Raw genomic sequence first — 19,343 nt, forward strand, 5'->3', positions numbered from 1 at the left:
GGTGTCGTGAACGACGGCGCCGTGCCCCGCCCCGGTGGAGCGATCCAGACAGGATCAGGTGCAGACCACGCCCTTTTCTTCCCAGTTGTCGGCGTTCACGATCTCGGTGTTGGCGATCGAGACGGGCGGCAGTTCGGTGCCGTCGCGGAGCAGGCCCACCATGGAGGTGACCGCGGCCTTGCCGACCTCAGCGCCGGAGATGAACAGCGACGCCTTGTTGCCGGTCTCCTGGCCCGCGGACCAGTCCTTGCAGGTGAGGTACGCGCCCAGGCCCACGCCGATGATGTCGGCCGGGGCGACGCCGGAGTTCTGCAGCGCCGTCACGACGCCGGTTTCACTCTCGTCGTTGCAACCCCAGACCACCCAGTGCTTCACTCCGGCGTTGGCCGTGATGATGGCGCCGGCCTTGTTCTGGGCATCCGTGGCGGAGTTGTCGGTGCCGATGTCGACGATAGCGGGCACCTCGGGCACGGTCTCACCGAACGACGCCGCGGCGCCTTCGACGCGCTGGGTGCACGCGGTGAGGTCCTGCTTGTAGGCAGAGATGATGCGGGTGTCGGCGGCGGTCCAGCCGGCCTCGGCGTAGAGGCGGGCGGCCTCGCCACCGACGAGTTCACCCATCGAGGTGCCGTCGAAGCCGGCGAACGCCGCTTCGGCACCGCTGGCATCCTCGATCGCGTCGTCCGACGCCATCAGCGGGATGCCGGCGGCTTTCGCGGCGTCGATCACCTGCGGGCCGATCTGCTGGTCGGGCACCACGATGATGATGCCGTCCACCTTCTGGGCGATCACGGAGTCGAGCTCGCTGATGGCCTTGTTCGAGTCGGTGCCGAGGTTCACCACCTTGATGTCCACGTCGCCGAGTTCGGCGGCGGCGGCCTTGGCGCCGTCGGCCTGGTCCACGAAGTACTGCTGGTCGCCCTGCTTCTGCAGGTACGCGATGGTGAGCTTGCCGCTCTTGGGCCCGGCTGCGGCCGGGCCCTCGGCGGTCTCCATGCCCGACGAACAGGCGCTGAGGCCCACGATTGCGATCACGGCGACGGCGAGAGCGCCCATGCGGCGTCGCTGCCGGTTTGAGCTCCTACTGATTACATTCATGCTGTGTTCCTTCTTCCCAGGGTTACTCACGAGCGTCACTGCCGGTGAGGGGTGGCCGCCGAAGCGGCCGAAGCGGCCGAACTCGCGGTGAGTTCGCCCAATTTGGTGCGCAGGGTGTGCACATAGGTGTCGTGCACGCTCTGGGGGTCGTCGTGGAAGAGCAGCATCGCTGGCAGCGATGTCGCGAAGTAGTCGACGCGGGCGGGTGTGGCCGCGAGTTCGGTGAGGTAGGCGTCGAATTCGTCAACGAGCGTAACCGCCGCGGAGTGGTCGCCGAGCCGTTCGAGGGCGCGGATCGAGAACAGGGTCTGTTCGCTGAACCGGCGGGTGCTCATGTCGATGAAGTCGCCGGTGGCGTGCGCGGCGGCGGTCCAGGCGGTGCGAGCGCCGTCTTCGTCGCCGGTCGCCAGCAGCGCTTCGCCGAGCAGCCAGTGCAGGTCGGCCGAGTTGGCGAGCGGATGCCGGGCCTCGCCGAGGGACTGCGGCGGCGTGATCGCCGCGTGCACGTGCTCCAGCGCACCGGCCGGGTCGCCGTCGGCGAGGGCCTGCTCGGCCAGGGCGGTGCAGGCGTTCTGCCAGGCCAGGAGCACCTGGCCTTCGCCGCCCTCCCAGGGCTGGAACACCCGGCCGAGCATGAGCTCGCGGGCCTCGCCGGGCCGGTCGACCGCGGTGAGCAGGCCGGCGTGCACCACGGTGAGGTCGTCGCGGCGGCCGGCGAGCTGCCGGTGCGCCTCGAGCCGGTCGAGCCGGTCGGCGGGGGTGGCGCCGGTGCGGGCGAGCAACTGGTCGTATTCGTAGAGCAGCTTGGCGTCGTGCGGCGCGTGGACCACGGCGGTGTGGAAGTGGTCGAGGGCGGCGGCCGGGTCGCGCTGCACGTTGTAGGCGGCGATCCCCAGGTTGCGGTGCACGAGCGCGGCGGTCGCGGCATCCGGGGCATGCTCGGCGGCGGCCTGCCACACCGTGATGGCGTCGGTGTAGCGCTTCTTGTCGTAGTACCAGGAGCCGAGCAGCGCGGCGGCGCGGGCGTCGGTGCCGTCGGCGGTGAGGGCCGCCTCGAGCGCGGCGACGTCGGCGAGCCGGGAGGGCAGGCAGTGCCGGGCGTCGGCGGCCCGGGCGTCCTGCCGGGCGGCGGCGGCCTCGGCGGTGCGGCCGGCCGCGTCGAGCAGCCGGGCGCGGTGGTAGTGCGCGAGCGGGGCTACCTGTACCTGGCCGAGTGCGGTGTCGGTGGAGGCGGTCGCGGCGGCGGTGAGCAGCTCGAGGGCGGTGTTGGTGTGCCCGGTCTCGGCGTATTCGAGCGCCACATCGAGCAGGGTCGGGGCGTCGGTGGAGAGCTCGAGGCCGGCGAGGTGCCGGGTCCACTGGTCGAGCGGGTCGCGGGCCAGCTGGTCGGCGAGCACCCTGTTGGCGTCGGCGACGGCACCGCTGCCACGCAGGGTGAGCGCGAGTAGCGCGTTGGCCTGCAGGTGTTCGGGGTTGTGGCGCAGCAGTTCGAGCAGTGCGTCGCGGCTGGCGGTGAGGTCGCCGGCGCGGGCGTGCAGCCGGGCCAGGGCGTGGCCGGCGGGCACCCGCCAGGCGTCGTTCCAGGTGGCCTTGGCCAGGTAGTCCTTCGCCTCGGCGTCACGCCCCTGGTGCACGAGCGAGATGCCCAGCCGGTAGTGCGCCTCGCCGTCGGCGGGGTTGGGCACCCGGGCGAGCAGCCGGTCGATGGCGGTGCGCAGGTGCGCCTCGGCGTCGGTGTGCCGGCCGGCGCGTTCCCGCCGGGCGGCCAGGGCCACGTTGCAGCGCACGTCGCCGGGGTCGCGGCGCAGGGCCTCCTCCCAGTACGGCTCGGGCGCGCGGGTGGCGTGCCGGTACTGGTCGAGGTACTGCCCGGTGTAGAAGAGTTCGTCGATCGACGCGATGCTGGCCGGGTCGGCCGGTTCGGTGGCCGGGGCGGGGGCCACGGCGTCCTCGGCGGGGTCGCGCGGGGTCCAGGTGACGAGCACGGTGTCGCCGTCGCGCACGATGAGGGTCAGTTCGCTGGGCCGGTAACCGCCGTCGAGGGGCAGCTCGTGCCGGTAGGCCTGGCTGGGGGCGAGATCGGCGGTGGCGGTGAAGACGACGCGGCCGCCGGCATCCGTCAACTCGATGGTGGCGCCGGCGACGACCCGGGTGGCGGCCACGCCGATCACCACGGTGGTCGTTGTGTCGTCGGCGGCGATGACGTCGAGGCGCACGGCCGCGTCCCGGGAGGCCTGGTGGGCGGCGCCGATGCGGGTGATCGGGTACCAGAACTGGCTGAAGGTCTTGGTCTCGCCGGGGGCGATGAAGCTGAAGTCGGGCTGGTTGTCGGTGAACGCGCCGGCCATCAGCTCCACATAGGGGCCGTCGCCGTCGGTGAGGTTGCGGTCCCAGGCCCAGCCGAATTCGGCGTTGCCCCAGGTCCACTGCTTCTTGCCCGGCGCCACCGTGTGGTCGGCCCAGTAGACGAAGCCGGCTTCGAGGCCGTGGTCGTAGCCGCCGAAGAAGTCGTCCTGGGTGGCGACGACCATATAGGAGGTGGGCACCGGGATGTTGCGGTACCAGTCGAGCCGGTCGCCGTCGGGGCGGTCGGCGGTCACCTGGGCGGGGTAGTCGACACCGTAGTAGTGGCCGTCGACGGCGGGGAAGGTGGCGACGGCGCGCTTGGCGTGGTCGGCGACGAACTCTACGTCGGTGGGAAAGAACGACTGATAGTCGTCGTTCACGGCGGCGGCCACGTTGGCCCACCAGAGGAAGGTCTGGGTGGCGTCGGTGCGGTTGTAGAGCCGCACGCGGGCCTCAACCACCGAGCTGTCGGGGCGCAGGCGGATGCCGTGCATGCCCTTCATCCGGTTCATCGGGTCGTGGTCGCTGCACCACACGGTGATGGCACCATCGGCTTCGCGTTCGATCTCCCAGTCGGTGGGCAGGAACGTGCCGGGCCGGTGGTGCTGCGGCCAGTTGAACTCGACGCCGCCCGAGATCCACGGGCCGGCCAGGCCCACCAGGGCGGGCTTGATCACGTTGTTGCGGTAGAAGAAGTCGTAGTCGGCCACCTTGTCGTAGCCGATGTGGATGCGGCCGCCGAGCTGCGGCAGGATCACCAGGCGCACCCACTCGTTCTCGAGGTGGATGGCGTCCCAGGCATAGGGGCGCTTCTCCTGCTCGATGCGTTCGTGGAACGGCAGCGGGTAGACCTTGCCGGAGGAGCCCTGGTAGACGCGGTTCTCCAGGAAGGCCGGGTAGTCCTCCGGCTCCACCGGGAGGTAGGTATCGATGATCAGGGGCTCGGACCAGGCCGCGACTCTGTCGCCGGCGAACTCGGCCGGAATGGGCGGAAGCTCAATCGTCGACTCCCCATCGGTGACCGTGGTCTCGCCGTCGATCGGCGGAATCACGCGGTCAGGCGTTGCGGGGAAGTCGTTCTCGGCGTTGAGCATGTTGCAAGATTATGAGGAGCTTTCGCGGATGCGTAGGAGATTTCTCCGGGCTTTCTGGACGAAACGCTGATTTACCGTCACACTGGGCGGATGACGATCGCCGACGGTTTCCCAGGCCAGCGCATGCTCGTGCTCCCCCGCCCCCGGGTACGGGAGGCGCTGCAGCAGCCCGGCACCTCGCACCTGGTGGTGACCGACTGCGGCTACTTCCCCGAGGCGCACTCGCACGGCCGGGTGCGCACCACCCCGATCTCGCAGGCGGTGATCATCGTCTGCGCCAAGGGAGGCGGCTGGTGCGAAACTCCGGCCGGCCGGTTCCCGGTCACCGCCGGCCAGGTGATCATCCTGCCGCCGGGGCATCCGCACTCGTACGGCTCGAACGAAGACACCCCGTGGACGCTGTGGTGGCTGCACGTGACCGGCCGCGACCTGCCCGAGTTTCTCACCGCGGCCGGCATGACCCCTGACGCCCCGATCCGCACCCCGTCAGACGTGTACCGGGTAGTGGCGCTGATCGCCGAGGTGTTGCAGTCGATGGAGCGCGACACCACCACCGCGAGCCTGCTCGCTGCCGCCGGCGCCGCCTGGCACCTGATGGCCCTGCTCGCCTCGGACCGCTCCACCGGCGACGGCCGCTACGCCGCCATCGACCGCGCCGCCGAATACCTGCGCACCCACATCGACGACCACGTGAGCGTGGCCGAGCTCGCCGCCATGTCGCGGCTGAGCGGCTCCCACTTCGCCGCCCTCTTCAAGAGCCGCATCGGCTACCCCGCCCTGCAATACCAAACCCAGCTCCGGATGGCCCGGGCCCGCGAACTCCTAGACACCACCGACCAGCCCATAGCCGCGGTCGCTGCCGCCACCGGCTACCCCGACAGCTTCTACTTCGCCCGCCAGTTCAAGAAGGTGCACGGCGTGACGCCGTTCGGGTACCGGGGGCAGCGGAAAGGGTGAGCGACCCTACGCTAATCCGATCATCCTCATTTGCACGGCACGTTCAGGATGAATGGTTGCTGGTTCTGGATCCACGACGGGAGTATCGAGAGGTGAAAGCCTCCGTGGGTCATTGCTGCGAGGGCCAGTCTCCAATCGTACGCAACCTGCTCAGACGGTAATCTCTCTGTAAATTGGCTCTAGGAGATCCCTGAGTTCTGTTTCGACATCATCGGCGTCCGACCCGTGCCGCTCGCGGTACGCAATAAGGGAAGGTGTTTCCGAGCAGAACGCCACCGCACCTCGAACCTTGTCCCCGACTCGGTGTTCTCCTCCGTAATACGACTCGAGATCTCCCCGACGCAAGACATGGACTCTCTCTTCATGGAGGCCTCTCAGGACACTGTCCAAGTGAGCATCGACGCCAGCGTCGCCACTCTGCAGAACGATGAGCTTTTCACCCCCTCGCGGCCAGTCGAACAACCGAGTCATTTTCTCCTCGACGACGGCTGCCATGTCAGCGGTGGGGCACGCACGCCATTCTGTGAACGAGTCTTGCGCCCCCTGCCAGAGGCCTCGCACATCGCCTCGACTAACTGCATCTCGAATCTTCCGACCCGGGACGCTCTCCGAGGTGGCAGAAACTATGTGCCGGTCGACTTCGGCCATTAGAGCATCCCGTTTGGAAGTAAGAATCCCATCCTCAGTGAGATTCCTGAAGCCGTCGACGAGGGAATCCAGATCAGCAATTGCATGCACTGAAATGTCAAAGTGTGCGAAGAAGTCTCTGTAACGGCCGATGCTGGTCTTACCACCTGTCCGAATGAACACGATGTTCTGCTCGACACTGTCCCAATTGGAATTCAGCAGCTTGGCGAGATGAGGGAAGACTACAACGTCGCTATCGCCCTCCACTAGGACAACCGTGCGAGCGAATAGTGCCGCTTCATTGTTCTCATGGCACACGAGCTGAAATGCGTCTCTGGCAGAGAGCTGGCCCCGGAAGTCGACTGGAAAGGGTCGAACGCTTGACGGACAGGTTGCTGACTTTGGCGACTTGACCAGCTTAATGAACGTCGAGGTGGACTCGGCGCTGAAGAAGACCGGCGAGTGGGTAGTCACCATCACAGGGTGCTCGAGAGCAAAAATGGAAAGAGCGTCAAAAAGCTGTCGTTGTGCACGAGGGTGGAGATACAGTTCTGGCTCTTCGAAGAGCAGCAGGTAGCTTTGACGCGACTTGCTTGACTGGCTCCCTGTGGCCAATCCGCCCTCGCGAAGCGACGTGTACGCCCTTAAAATCGCGAAAGCAACAGTTCTCTTGAGCCCGTCGCCTTTGCTCCCGATGGGCCCCATATGGCCATCGTCAATCATCAGCTCCGCTCCTCCAAGAATGGTGCGCAGCTCAGGGGCAGGCACATCCATCCGGAGTTTTACGCCCGGAAAGCTTTCTTGAACGAACCGCTCAATAGTCGACTCGATCAACTTGACCTCTTCCAGCCTGAGGTCTTTCGTCTCACCGTCCGGCGCCTGAAACCTGCTCAGTTTGCGCTGCACTTCGGCAAATGCCTGCTCGATATCGCCGAACTGATCCGTGACCTCATCGAGCAGGATCTTGAGAAGTTTTCCGAAAGTCGCTGAATCCGAAGTCTTCATTTCGCTCGCGGAGTCCTTGACTGCCTCGATGTAAATAACCTCTGGCAAGAGAGATCGCATGGCGGCCTCGATACCAGTCGGTGGTGGCCCATCCCGGAGCTCCAGTGCTTCCTCGGGCAAGGCACCGACGAGTTTTTCGCGCTCGTCGCGGATCGAAATTTGAGTCGGCCTGTCCGCGAGAACTTTATCCAGCTCGGGAATCAGTGAGACCGCCGCCATACGCAGAGCGGCACCGGACTTCCCTTTCATTGCATCATTCAGGTCAGCCAACGACCATCCCGGGGCTTTCGGAACTTGCTGCATTATCTGCAGTATCGACTTGCTCCCCAACACCGCTGTCCTGACTAGAGTCAAGCGCCCGCTTATCAGCACGTTTGAAACACTCGCGCGGTTGCCCTCGTCGGCAATGCGCTCGAGGTCATCCTGTCCGATTTCTTTGAGCGTCACCTCGACGCGGATCGGTTTCGCTATGTCGCTAAAATCCGCGGATTCCAGCTTGCTTGGTGGAGTTCCCTTGAGAGCAAAATGCAGAGCGTGAAGCACCGAGGACTTCCCTGCATTGTTCTCACCGATCAGGCAGCCAAAATCTGAGAGCGGAATTTCAGTATCGAAGTGGGCGCGAAAATTCTGGATATGTAGAGCTTCAAATTTCAATTAACTTCCCCAATTGTTGAACACAACCATCATCTCGACAACGAGACTGTCCAGTCAGCCCCTCTTCGGGAGTCAGCGAGGCGGCCAATTGGCGGTGAGGGGCCAATCTGCTCAGTCCATCGCACCAAAGCCCCACACCTGAGTTGCATGGGCGGGGCGAGGGGGAACAAACCGTGGTGCGAAAGATACAACCTGGCATCAAGGGATAACGCTGGCTACAGCGTTGCCTCTTCAAGTCCGAATTCGCATATCGAAATTACCCGAGAACTGCCGTCCGCCCCGTGACCCCTATGGTGATCTTGAGCACTATGGGAAGGCGGCTCGACTATGAAGCCCTCAGAGACCTCGGCCGGCAGAGTTTGGGTCCGTGGCTTTGCGGAGTCGGACAGAAGGATCGCGGTGCTCTTGCTCGACAGCCTTGAGATCCATGATCACGTCGAAGTCATGGCATCAATTGGTCAGCAAATACGTGCACTGGCCGAAAATGGGACCTCGGAAGCGCCAATTCTCCTGATTCCAATTCGATCCGGAGAGGACCTGCCGAGTCTGCCGGCAGGGCAGACGCAGCACGTTGCATACGAGACGTTTGATCCGGGGTCCCCCCTACCTGCCCTCCCCGGGAGCGAGGCCGAAGTTGGCTCCATGTTCCGCGGCCTGATCGACGCAGCGCCCAAAATATTCATTTCACCAGAGACTCCTCTCAACAGATTGCGAGAGTTGAAACCGAGGACCATTTGCCTAGCTACCGATTACAGCGGAAGCGGCAAACAAGCTTTGAAATTCACCGAGGCTTTTCGCGCTAACCGAACGATCGCAAGCTGGATTTCTTACGGACTAATCAAGCTTCAGGTCGTGACGTATGCCGCAAGCCTGGCGGCGTCCAATCGATTCAGGGCGTTGCAGAACACTAGCTTCTCGGCTGCCGAGTCCGCAAAATCAGCTAGGTCAGCCGACTGGAGCGATTCAGATCGAGCCCTCGTCGAGAAACTGTGCATCGATTACGCCCACGACGCCGACCCCACTCCAGCACTGGGATACGGAAACAGCTTCGGCCTGTATATGACAAACATGCGGGTGCCGAACAACCTTCCACAGATACTGATCCGGGCAGGAGGCACTCACCCTGGACTCTTTCCCGGGCGGCTGGTTCCTCGCGACTTCGTCCTCGAGCTCCACACATATCGGCCGCCCCCGTCGCTCGAAAGGACACTTCGCAATCTGGGTGCTGAAGATCTTGCCGAGGCAATTCAAGACAAGACAAGACCAGTGAAAGGGCTGCGCGCTCTGGCTTCCCTTCATCTACTCAAGTACGGCATGTCCGAATCCGAGGTGAATGCGATGCTAGGGATGGATGCAGCGGAGGCGCGGAAGCTGAAGAGCACACTCATTGCCATGGGGTGCCTCACGCTCGACAGCGAACTCACCAAGCGAGGCCTGAGTGAGCTGCAACAAGTCTTTCACCGTGGCGTCACGAGACCACGGTACGACCACGTACCCCACCCTCCTGTATGGTACGAACCAACCCAACTGAGGTGAGATTCGTGCAATACCTAGGGATGAAGCCTGTCCATGCGACAGGCTCGGGCATGGAAGCATGTCAGGTTGCAGCACTCTGCGGTCGCCGGCCAAGCCAGCGATTCGGAGGCGACGGTGAGGCTTTCCTCCCCGAAGTCTCGATGAGAAAACCCTCACCGTCCCCCTCCGGGGGAGGTTCAAAGTAGGTGCGTAACGAAGCACACCTCAGTTGGGCAATAACCTCGATGTCAGGCGAGCGGCCCGCGCTGGCAGACGCGATGATGAGGCAATCCGAAACTCTTCGCCGCACAGGGGCCCCGGTCCTGTACTCCCTGAAACACCTGGCGCTCACTACAGGGGTGGAATACGGGTACTTGCGTCATGTGATTCAGCGCAACGCGCCTGCGTACAAAGCAATCAGGATCCCAAAGAATACGGGTGGCTATCGGGATCTTCTTTCGCCGACAGACTCTCTGAAACACGTTCAACGCTGGATTCTCCACGAAATTCTCGATACGGTCCCTCGGCACATCAACAACTTCGCGTATTTTCGAGATGTGACGGCGCGGGAATGCGCCATTCGACACGCTGGCGCGACCTGGATGATCAAGACTGATCTCCATCAGTACTTTCCATCAATTTCGGAGAAATTGGTCTACGAGGTGTTTCAAGGGCTTGGCTATTCAAGGCTCCTCTCGTTCGAATTGGCCCGGCTTTGCACCTGGAACAAGCTTGGGCGCTTGGCACCAACCGGAGCAGTGCCGCGAAGCCATGGGAGCGTGCGCTCACTGCCGTATCCGCCAGCTCCACTTGGGTTCTTGCCGCAGGGCGCCCCGACTAGTGGAGCGCTGGCCAATGCGGCGACAAGGCGACTCGATGACGCGCTTTCAGATTTTGCGATCGCGAACCATCTGATCTACACGAGGTACTCGGACGACATGACTTTCTCCAGCCCAAGTGCATTTAGCCGGACCGTCGCGAGTGAGTTTGTAGTCCAGATCCGCAAGATTGTCACCGCCTCCGGTCTTGCTTTGCACTCACAGAAAACGAAAGTAATACCTCCCGGCGCTCGCAAGATAGTCCTAGGCATGCTGATCACGCCGGGCGGAGTTGGAATCCTCCCGGAACAACGCCGCACGATCGACCTCTACGTTCACGCTGTTTCCACATACGGACCAGTCGACTATGCGGCACGAAGAGGCTTTGATTCTGTTTTTTCATTCATCAATCACGTTGAGGGCTGGCTTGCCTATCTCTCCCACATCGACGCATTGTGGACGGCGGGACGAAGCAGATCCTGGAACGACGCGCTCCGCAAACACCTGATTGAAGTGAGCTCGCTCGGCTGAGCCGGAATCCAAGTCTCCCCAAATGTCTAGCGCCCCACCAGAATTCGCCCGCTTGCTTGACATCCACAAAAACGTTTATGTAAGCTCTCACCCACATCAACAAAAACGTTTTTGGGATTGGGTTCAACGATGAGCAAGCGTGTGGGTATTCGAGAGGTCGCGGCCGCGGCCGGCGTCTCCGTGACGACCGTGTCGCACTCACTCAGCGGCGGCGGACAGATCAGCGACGCTACCCGGGAACGGGTGCGGTCGGTGGCCGAAGGCCTCAACTACGCACCCAACCGGCTCGCCAGCGGACTCCGCAGCAAGCGCTCGCAGATCATCGGCTTCGTCAGCGACGAGATCTCCACCACGCCCTACGCCGGCAACGTGCTGCTCGGCGCACAGGAGGCCGCCGCCGCGAACGACCAGGTGCTCATGGTCGTCAACTCCAACCGCAACTCCCGCATCGAAGACCGCGGCATCGATGCGCTGCTGCAGCACAGCGTCGACGGCATCATCTACGCCCGCATGTACCACCAGGCCGTTAAACTGCCCGCCGCGCTGAGTGGCGTTCCCACGGTTCTGCTTGACGCCTCCAGCGACCGCACCGACCTCTCCTCGGTGGTGCCCGACGAAGAGGGTGCCGCCCTCACCGCGATGGAGCACCTGCTCGCCGCCGGCCACCGCCGCATCGGCTATCTGGGCAACATCGACGAGATCCCCGCCACCCGCGGCCGCCTGGCCGGGTACCGTGCGGCTCTGGCCGCACACGGCATTCCGTTCGACGAGTCCCTCGTCACCGTGGGCGAGTCCATGACCGCGCCGGGCCGTGACGCGGCCAGCCGGGTGCTCGCCCTGGCCGACCGGCCCACGGCGCTGTTCTGCTTCAACGACCGGATGGCCATGGGCGCCTACCAGGCCGCGCACCTGGCCGGCCTGGAGATCCCCCGCGACCTGAGCATCGTGAGCATCGACAACTTCGAGGTGCTGGCCGACGCGCTGCTGCCCGGGCTCACCTCGATCGCCTTGCCGCACTACGAGATGGGCCGCTGGGCTATCGAGCGGCTCGCCGCTGAACTGGCCGGTGAGGCCGATTCGGCGCCGCAACAGATTCAGATGCCCTGCCCGCTCGTGCTGCGGCAGTCAGTTGGCCCGCCTCCGCGCTAACGCGGCGACGAGCCAACCTCCACACTTCGCGACCGCTGGAACGGTCGCGACGATCGGCGCCACTCGCCGAGACACCCCACCCAACCGATAAAGAAGGAATGAAGATGAGACACGCAAAGAAGCGCCTGATCGTTGCGAGTTTACTTGCCACGAGTCTCGTTGCCACCATGGCCGGCTGCGCGAGCGGCGGTGCCAGCGGCTCCGACGGCAAGAACGGCGAACTGACCATTTGGACCCACAACGGCGGCAACACCGAAGAGCTGGCCGCCGTGCAGGCCATCGTGGACGGCTACAACAAGAGCCAGAGCGAGACCACGGTGAAGCTGCAGGCTTTTCCACAGGCCTCCTACAACGACTCGGTGATCGCGGCCGCCGCATCCGGCAAGCTGCCTTGCATCGTCGACATCGACGGCCCGAACGTGCCCAACTGGGCCTGGGCCAAGTACCTCACCCCGCTCGACCTCAGCGTGGACCTGGACGAGAACCTGCCCAGCACGCTGGGCATCTGGAACGGCGAGACTTACTCGGTGGGTTACTACGACGTGGCGCTGGCGATGTTCGCCCGCAAGTCGGTGCTGGCCGAGCACGGCATCCGTGTGGCCACGATCGACGAGCCCTGGACCCAGGAGGAGTTCGGCGACGCGCTGAAAGCCCTCAAGGCCGACGGCACCTGGAAGAACCCACTCGACATCGGCACCGGCGACGTGGGCGAGTGGTACCCCTACGCGTACTCCCCGCTGCTGCAGTCCTTCGGCGGGGACCTGATCAACCGCGACGACTTCCAGTCGGCCGACGGCGTGCTCAACGGGCCCGAAGCGCTCGAGTGGGCCGAGTGGATGCAGTCCCTCGCCACCGAGGGATACATCGCCACCAAGAGCGGCGCCGACTCCGCCCTCGACTTCCAGAACAACGTCACCGCCATCCAGTACGGCGGCAGCTGGGCCGCGGCCAACAACGCCGCCGCGCTCGGCGACGACCTGGCCGTGATGCCCTCCGTCGACCTCGGCGAAGGCACCAAGATCGGCGGCGGCTCCTGGCAGTGGGGCGTGACCACCGGCTGCGCCAACCCCGAGGCGGCCATGGACTACCTCTCCTACTCGCTCTCCCCCGAGAACATCGCCGCGGTCGCGGTGGCCACCGCCACCATCCCCGCCACGGATGCCGCCGCCGCCCTGGTGCCCGGCTTCGAAGAGGGCGGCAACCTCGCCATCTTCCGCGAGTTCTCCGCCAACAGCGCGGTGCTGCGCCCCGAGACCCCGGCGTACCCGTTCATCGCGACGGAGTTCACCAAGGCCACGCAGGACATCATCAACGGCGGCGACCCGCAAGACACCCTCGACGCGGCGGTCGCGGCCATCGACGCGAACATCAAGTCCAACGGCGGTTACACGCAGAAGTAGTCGACCGCGGGGGTGCGGCTCAATGCCTCAATTGACAGCCGCACCCCCGCCCTCGCTCAGGGAGACTCTCATGACCACCACGATCGAACGACCCCCGGCGGTTCCTGCCGCCGGCGGCCCGGCCCGGCCCATCCGCCGCAAACGGGACCGCACCAGCAAGACCGAAAACCTGGCCGGGCTGGCCATGCTCACGCCCGCCGTGCTGCTGCTGGCCCTGTTCATCTTCGTCCCGGCGATCCTCGCGTTCGGGCTCGCCTTCACCAACGCCCGGCTCATCTCGCCCTACCCGGCGGTGTTCGTGGGCCTCGACAACTTCGTGCGGCTGTTCGCGGATGCCGCGTTCTTCCGCGCACTGCTCAACGTCGCCTACTTCGCCGTGGTCGTTGTGCCGCTGCAGGCCGGCCTCGCCCTGGTGATGGCCATCCTGGTGAACAAGAAGGTGCGCGGCACCACGTTCTTCCGCACCGTCTACTTCCTGCCGGTCGTCACCTCCATGGTGGTCGTCTCGCTGCTCTGGCTGTTCATGTACCGGCAGGACGGCTTGATCAACGTCATCATCGACCGGGTCACCTTCGGCCTGGTCACCGGGCCGGACTGGCTCAACGACACCGCCACCTCGATGCCGGCGATCATCCTGATGTCGGTCTGGCAGGGCGTGGGCTTCCACATGATCATCTGGCTCTCCGGGCTGCAGACGATTCCCGCCGACCTCTACGAAGCGGCCGACCTCGACGGCGTCACTGCCTGGCAGCGGTTCCGCTACATCACCTGGCCGGGCCTCTCGGCCACGCGCAGCCTGATCCTGGTGACCATCACCATCCAGGCGCTCAGCCTGTTCACCCAGATCAGCGTGATGACCCAGGGCGGTCCGCTCAACTCCACCACCACGGTGGTCTACGAAGCCGTCGAGTCCGGCTTCGCCCAGCAGGAGACCGGCTACGCCTCGGCGATCTCCCTCGTGTTCTTCGTCATCGTGCTGCTGATCTCGGTCGTGCAGCGCTTCCTCAGCAGAGAGAAGGCCTGATCATGGCGATCTCCAATGTGGCCATCGCCGAAGTGGCCCCGGCATCCGCCCCGCACGTGGTGCTGGGCCGCAAGACGGCCAAGAAGAAGCGCGTGATCGGCGTCGGCGGCTGGATCCTCCGCATCGGCCTGACCGTGCTGTTCCTCTTCCCGATCCTGTTCATGTTCGTGTCGTCGCTCAAGCCCGACCAGCAGATCTTCGGTGACCTGTCGTCGATCGCGGCGTTCCTGCCCATCGGCAACATCTCGATGGACAACTACGCTGCCGTGTTCGACCGGGTGCCCGCCGCCCGGTTCCTGGTCAACTCGATCGGCATCTCGGCGATCACCGTGGCCGCCGGCATCCTGGTGAACAGCCTGGCCGCGTTCGCGCTCAGCCGGATGCGGGTGCGCGGCAAGACCATCATCCTCACCCTGATCATCGCCACCCTGATCGTGCCGTTCGAGACCCTCGCGCTGCCCCTGGTGTGGTGGGTGAACCAGCTGCCCTCGTTCGAGCTGACCGAGTTCGGCTTCATGTTCACCAAGGGCTGGATCGACACCTACCAGGTGCAAATCATCCCGTTCGTGGCCAACGCCTTCTCGATCTACCTGTTCCACCAGTACTTCGAGTCGATCCCCAAGGAACTCGACGAGGCCGCCCGCATGGACGGCGCCGGCTGGTTCCGCATCTACCGGCAGGTGGTGATGCCGCTCTCCGGCCCCGCCATCGCCACCGTCGCCATCCTCACCTTCCTGCCCGCCTGGAACTCCTACCTCTGGCCACTCATGGTGGTGCAAACCGAGGAGCTGCGCCCGGTGATGGTGGGCGTGCAGTACTTCTTCCAGCTCAACGTCTCCTGGGGCGAGGTGATGGCGTACTCCACGCTGATCACCCTGCCCGTGGTGGCCCTGTTCATCGCGTTCCAACGCTCATTCGTCAACAGCATCGCGTCCAGCGGTGTGAAAGGTTAGGCCCGGTTATGTCGCTCCAACTGCCCGATAAGTGGATCTGGGACTCCTGGTACGTGCAGGTCGACGGCGTCACACACGCCTTCTACCTGCACGCCAGCAAGGCCCTGGGTGACCCCGACCGTCGGCACCGGCATCCCATCGTGGGCCACGCCGTCAGCACCGACCTGGTGTCGTGGACGGTCGTGCAAGACGCGATCATCATCTCGGATGCGCCCGCCTTCGATGACGGCACCACCTGGACCGGCTCGGTGGTGCGGGACGACGACGGCCTCTGGTGGATGTTCTACACCGGCACCTCCCGCGCCGAGAACACGATGGTGCAGCGGGTGGGCGCGGCCACCTCGGCCGACCTGCTCACCTGGACCAAGGTGTCGACCGAGCCGCTCGTGGAGGCTGACCCCGCGTACTACGAGAAGCTCGACCTGTCGATCTGGCACGACGAGGCCTGGCGCGACCCGTGGGTGTTCCGGTTCCCCGGCGAGAGCACCTGGCACATGCTGATCACGGCCCGCGCTGCCACCGGCGACCCGCTCGTGCGCGGCGTGCTCGGCCACGCCACCAGCGACAACCTGCGTGAGTGGACCGTGCAACCGCCGCTCAGCCAACCCGGCCAGGGCTTCGGCCAGCTCGAGGTCTTCCAGTTCGAGATCGTGGACGGCGTGCCGGTGTTGTTGTTCTGCTGCGGCGTCTCCGAGCTCTCCCCCGAACGCAAGGCGGCCGGCGAGGCGGGCGGCGTGTACAGCGTGCCGGTGGATGCGCGGCTTGAGCAGGTGGACTTCACCGGTGCGGTGCTGTTCGACCGCACCGACCTCTACGCCTCCCGGTTGTTGCGGGATGCGGACGGCGGCTGGGTGCTGCTCGGGTTCATCAACATCGTCGACGGCGAGTTCGTCGGCACGCTGAGCGACCCGATCCCGGTCACGGCCGATCCGGTGCGGGGGCTGGTGCACCGGGTGGGTGCCTCCGGGGTGGCGGCCGACGACGCTTTCGCCGCAGCGGCGCTGTGACCGGGGTCGACCGGGCCGCGCGCCAGGTGCTCGTAGTGGGCGAAGCCCTGGTTGACCTCGTGCAGCGGGCCGACGGCTCCCGGCACGAGGCGCCCGGCGGCAGCCCGGCCAACGTGGCGCTGACGCTGGGGCGGCTGGGCCGGCATCCGCAGCTGCTCACCAGCCTGGGCGACGACGACCGCGGCCGTGCGGTGCTCGGTTGGCTGGAGGGGTCGGGCGTGCGCGTCACCGGCGTGGGTGCTGACCGCACCTCCACGGCCATGGCGGTGCTCGATGCGACCGGCGCCGCCACTTACGAGTTCGACCTGGCCTGGGAGGTGGACGTAACGCTGGCCGGCCCGGCCGATGTGCTGCACGTCGGGTCGATCGCCGCGGTCATCGAGCCAGGGGCATCGGCCGTGCTTCGCCTGGTCGAAGAGCGACGCGACAACGCCACCATCACCTTCGACCCCAACATCCGCCCCGCCCTGATCGACGATGCCGGCGCCGCTCGGGCCCGGGTGGAGCAGCTGGTGGGCCTCGCCGATGTGGTGAAGGTGAGCGATGAAGATCTGCGCTGGGTGCGGCCCGACCAGAGCCTGAGCGAGGCCGCGGCCGACTGGTTGGCACTGGGCCCGGCCGCAGTGGTGGTCACCCTCGGCGGGGAGGGCGCGTTCGCGCTCACGGCTGCGGGCCGGGTCTCGATCCTGGCCCCGCTGGTGACCGTGGTCGACACCGTCGGCGCCGGCGACACCTTCATGGGTGCGCTGATCGACGGGCTGATCGACGCGGATGTCGTCGGTGCCGATCGCCGAGCGGCCTTGCGCGAGTTGCCCCTCGGTGTGCTCGAGCGCATCATGCGCCGAAGCGCCGACGCGGCGGCGATCACGGTCTCCCGCCCAGGCGCCGACCCGCCCACGCGAGCCGAGCTCGCCGCGGCTGCCGCCGCCGCCTAGAACACGCACTCGCCGCACCTCGTATGGCCGAATGAGCCCGCTATAGCGGGCTCATTCGACCGCACGGGGTGCGGTGACGAGGCAGGAAGCGGCTTTAGATCACCGAGAAGCCAGTTGAGGCCAGTTGCGAGCGACCCAACTGCCCCGAATTGTCCTCTCGCGGTTGGGCGCCATCGCGAGAAGTCAGTTGGTGCCCAGCACGGCCCCGGGAGCGGGCCTCAACTGGCCACTCGCCACGCGACAGCGCGCATCCGCGGTCGCGCACAGTGGCCGCGGCCGGACCGAAGGTCCTACTCCAGCGGCGGTAGGCGCATCGCGCCCAGAGGATGATTCGGGAAGGCGGCCCTCGTTGGAGGGTGGTCACGCCGCATGTTCGGTGCGGCGTCGTCTAGGCAGTTCTAGGAGTTCCCATGTCCGCACGTACCTGGCTCATCACCTCAGCTCTCACGGTGGCCGCCGTCACCCTTGTCGGCTGCGCACAGGCCGCCCCCGAGCCGAGCGCGACCCCGGCGGCGGAGCCGGCGCACTGGTCGTACGACGGCGACACCGGGCCGGCGTCGTGGGGCGACGTGGACGCCAGCTTCGAGACCTGCGCCGCGGGAACCGACCAGTCCCCGATCGACTTGCCGGCCACCGTGCGCGCGCCGAGCACCGGCATCCAGTTGAGCGCGGAGGACGCGGAGGGTGACGTGTTCGACACCGGGCACGCGGTGGAGTTCGAGTCCGACGGGGAGGGTGAGACCCTCACCTTCGGCGATGACGAGTACAGCCTGCAGCAGATGCACGCGCACGTGCCGTCGGAGCACACCGTGAACGGCCAGCCGGCCGCCGCCGAGCTGCACCTGGTGAACGCGGATGCCGACGGCAAGCTGCTGGTAGTCGGCATCCTGGTTGCGGAGGGCGAAGCATCCGAGGCGATGGCACCGTTCATCGAGGAGGCCACACATGTGACCGACGAAGAAGACGTGACGCTGGATGTCTCGGCTGTGCTGCCGGCATCACTGGAGAACTACGAGTACTCGGGGAGCCTGACCACGCCGCCGTGCACCGAGGACGTGCAGTGGGTGGTGCTGAGCACGCCGATCACGATGTCGGCGGAGCAGATCGGCACGTTGGAAGGAGCACACAGCCACAATGCCCGGCCGACGCAGCCGCTCGGGGATCGGGTGGTTGTGGGCGGGACCGGGGAGCTGGGATAGCGAACCCGCTTGAGCGCACCCCCTGTAGCTGGCCGCGCCCGCTATAGCGGGCGCGGCCAGCTGTACGGGGTGCGGCCAACCGTTGGGGGGGGTGCGGTCGCGGCGGGTCTCGGAAGACCCGACCACGAACCGAGGAACCTCGCGTACCCACCGCTGCCAGCGATGACTCAGACTCGAACCGGCTTTTCGTCGACGGAGCCCTCGATCTCGGCGAACGCGGGGTCGTCGTCGAAGGACTTGATGCGGGCAACCCTGAAGATGATCAACGCGTAGACGGCCTTGGCCAGAATGTCGGCGATCGAGTAGCCGACCTGCTTGGCGACCCAGGCATCCGCACCTTCGATGTTCAGCAGCGGCAGCAGGTAGGCAATCGGGTACACACCCCAGCTGAGCAGCAGCAACCATCGCAGCTGGCTGAGGATTTTGCGCACGCCCACGGGCTGCTTGTTCAGCGACTTGGTCAGCTGCACGAACAGAACGTAGAGGATGTACGCGAACGGGATGGTGGAGAGCAGCCCGAACAGCCCACGGATGCCGTTGTCGCCGCTGATCTCACCGGGGTAGCCGAGGAGGATCATGAGCGCCGCCGCGGGAACGAGTCGCACCAGCAGGCCACGCTGCACCGACCGGGCCAGAGCGAGCACCGCGATGAGCTCCACGAGCAGCAGCGGCACGGTGAGCAGCCAATCGACGTAGCGGTAGCCCTCGTTGAACCCGGCCCCCGCCGCCTGCGCGTAGTCACCTCGGCCGCCGACGGCATCGGTCACAAAGGCTTCCCTGAACGAGTCGAAGATGCGGAAGTAGTGGTACGCGGCGATACCGCACACCACGATCGCCACGGTGATTGCCTGCCGGTACCGCGGCAGGATGCGCGGCAGCGCGATGAGCAGAAAGACCGCCGTGAACAGTTGCGCGGCGATGACCAGTGAGAGGGAATTGTAAACAGTGTCGTACTGACCGTGCGACAGGATGTCGGGAATCATGAGCTACTCCATCGGGGTTGACGGTGCCTGATTTAACTTAGTTGGTAA

General features: G+C 65.5%; 14 protein-coding genes. 10 read left to right on the forward strand and 4 right to left on the reverse strand.

The window, feature by feature from the left end; translation table 11 throughout:
• Positions 1-54: 54 nt before the first annotated feature.
• Together CTB96_RS03960 and CTB96_RS03965 are read right to left on the reverse strand one after the other, a co-directional pair.
• A complete protein-coding gene (locus CTB96_RS03960; RefSeq protein WP_219993208.1) occupies positions 55-1,098 on the reverse strand; it encodes a substrate-binding domain-containing protein in 1,044 nt (347 codons plus the stop codon).
• A gap of 35 nt (positions 1,099-1,133) precedes the next feature.
• Positions 1,134-4,538, reverse strand: coding sequence for a DUF5107 domain-containing protein (locus tag CTB96_RS03965; RefSeq protein WP_110125590.1), 3,405 nt, complete (start codon positions 4,536-4,538; stop codon positions 1,134-1,136).
• Positions 4,539-4,628: 90 nt separating this feature from the next.
• On the opposite strand from CTB96_RS03965, the gene CTB96_RS03970 reads away from it, so the two are divergent.
• A complete protein-coding gene (locus tag CTB96_RS03970) occupies positions 4,629-5,495 on the forward strand; it encodes an AraC family transcriptional regulator (RefSeq protein WP_110125591.1) in 867 nt (288 codons plus the stop codon).
• Between the two features lie 150 nt (positions 5,496-5,645).
• Here the strand turns inward: CTB96_RS03970 and CTB96_RS03975 are convergent, their stop codons facing one another.
• A complete protein-coding gene (locus CTB96_RS03975) occupies positions 5,646-7,781 on the reverse strand; it encodes an AAA family ATPase (RefSeq protein ID WP_110125592.1) in 2,136 nt (711 codons plus the stop codon).
• Between the two features lie 327 nt (positions 7,782-8,108).
• On the opposite strand from CTB96_RS03975, the gene CTB96_RS20305 reads away from it, so the two are divergent.
• The 9 genes from CTB96_RS20305 to CTB96_RS04020 all read left to right on the forward strand — a co-directional run bounded on the left by CTB96_RS20305 (position 8,109) and on the right by CTB96_RS04020 (position 18,312).
• A complete protein-coding gene (locus CTB96_RS20305; RefSeq protein ID WP_146215747.1) occupies positions 8,109-9,317 on the forward strand; it encodes a phosphoribosyltransferase-like protein in 1,209 nt (402 codons plus the stop codon).
• Between the two features lie 185 nt (positions 9,318-9,502).
• On the forward strand, positions 9,503-10,645 hold the full coding sequence (locus tag CTB96_RS03985; protein ID WP_146215748.1) for a reverse transcriptase family protein: 1,143 nt from the start codon (positions 9,503-9,505) through the stop codon (positions 10,643-10,645).
• Positions 10,646-10,774: 129 nt separating this feature from the next.
• Positions 10,775-11,794 carry a LacI family DNA-binding transcriptional regulator gene (locus tag CTB96_RS03990; protein WP_110125595.1) on the forward strand — a complete coding sequence of 340 codons (1,020 nt, stop codon included), beginning with the start codon at positions 10,775-10,777 and terminating at the stop codon, positions 11,792-11,794.
• Positions 11,795-11,898: 104 nt separating this feature from the next.
• Entirely contained in the window at positions 11,899-13,194 is a 1,296-nt protein-coding gene (locus tag CTB96_RS03995; RefSeq protein WP_345788770.1) for a sugar ABC transporter substrate-binding protein, read from the forward strand.
• Positions 13,195-13,264: 70 nt separating this feature from the next.
• A complete protein-coding gene (locus CTB96_RS04000) occupies positions 13,265-14,218 on the forward strand; it encodes a carbohydrate ABC transporter permease (protein ID WP_110125597.1) in 954 nt (317 codons plus the stop codon).
• 161 nt (positions 14,219-14,379) lie between these two features.
• Positions 14,380-15,171: a carbohydrate ABC transporter permease gene (locus tag CTB96_RS04005; RefSeq protein WP_427846463.1), complete on the forward strand. Its 792-nt coding sequence runs from the start codon at positions 14,380-14,382 to the stop codon at positions 15,169-15,171.
• Positions 15,172-15,179: 8 nt separating this feature from the next.
• Entirely contained in the window at positions 15,180-16,178 is a 999-nt protein-coding gene (locus CTB96_RS04010) for a glycoside hydrolase family protein (protein ID WP_110125599.1), read from the forward strand.
• Positions 16,175-17,113, forward strand: coding sequence for a carbohydrate kinase family protein (locus tag CTB96_RS04015; RefSeq protein ID WP_248283199.1), 939 nt, complete (start codon positions 16,175-16,177; stop codon positions 17,111-17,113). The genes CTB96_RS04010 and CTB96_RS04015 overlap by 4 nt, the downstream gene beginning before the upstream one ends.
• 410 nt (positions 17,114-17,523) lie before the next feature.
• Entirely contained in the window at positions 17,524-18,312 is a 789-nt protein-coding gene (locus CTB96_RS04020) for a carbonic anhydrase (RefSeq protein ID WP_110125600.1), read from the forward strand.
• A 167-nt stretch (positions 18,313-18,479) separates the two neighbouring features.
• Here the strand turns inward: CTB96_RS04020 and CTB96_RS04025 are convergent, their stop codons facing one another.
• The gene (locus tag CTB96_RS04025) at positions 18,480-19,295 is read right to left on the reverse strand and encodes a bacteriorhodopsin-like (RefSeq protein WP_181397121.1); all 816 of its coding nucleotides are present in this window, start codon (positions 19,293-19,295) and stop codon (positions 18,480-18,482) included.
• Positions 19,296-19,343: the final 48 nt, after the last annotated feature.

Origin of the sequence: Cryobacterium arcticum (assembly GCF_003185895.1) — a bacterium.
Taxonomy (GTDB): Bacteria; Actinomycetota; Actinomycetes; order Actinomycetales; family Microbacteriaceae; genus Cryobacterium; species Cryobacterium arcticum.